Genomic DNA, 250 nt, shown 5'->3' with positions numbered 1-250 from the left:
ACGCTCGCTGGCCGGTATTGCCCGGGCAGCCGAAAGCGGCGCACAGCTGGTGCTGCTGCCGGAGCTGCACGCCACGCCGTATTTCTGCAAGACCGCCGACGTGGCGCTGTTCGATCTGGCCGAACCCATTCCGGGACCGACCACGGAGGCATTGAGCGAAGCGGCACGCCGGCATCAGATCATTATCGTCGCCTCGGTATTCGAACGGCGTAATGCCGGCCTGTATCACAACACGGCCGTGGTCATCGAC

1 protein-coding gene is annotated in these 250 nt (G+C 64.4%); it reads left to right on the top strand.

What is annotated here, in order from left to right:
• Positions 1 to 250: nitrilase-related carbon-nitrogen hydrolase (locus SB717_RS38170; protein ID WP_410908396.1), on the top strand; the 250-nt coding region annotated here is incomplete at both ends.

The organism is Priestia sp. SIMBA_032 (genome assembly GCF_046535215.1).
GTDB lineage: Bacteria > Bacillota > Bacilli > Bacillales > Bacillaceae_H > Priestia > Priestia aryabhattai.
This window is presented reverse-complemented; position numbering and strand designations above follow the sequence as displayed.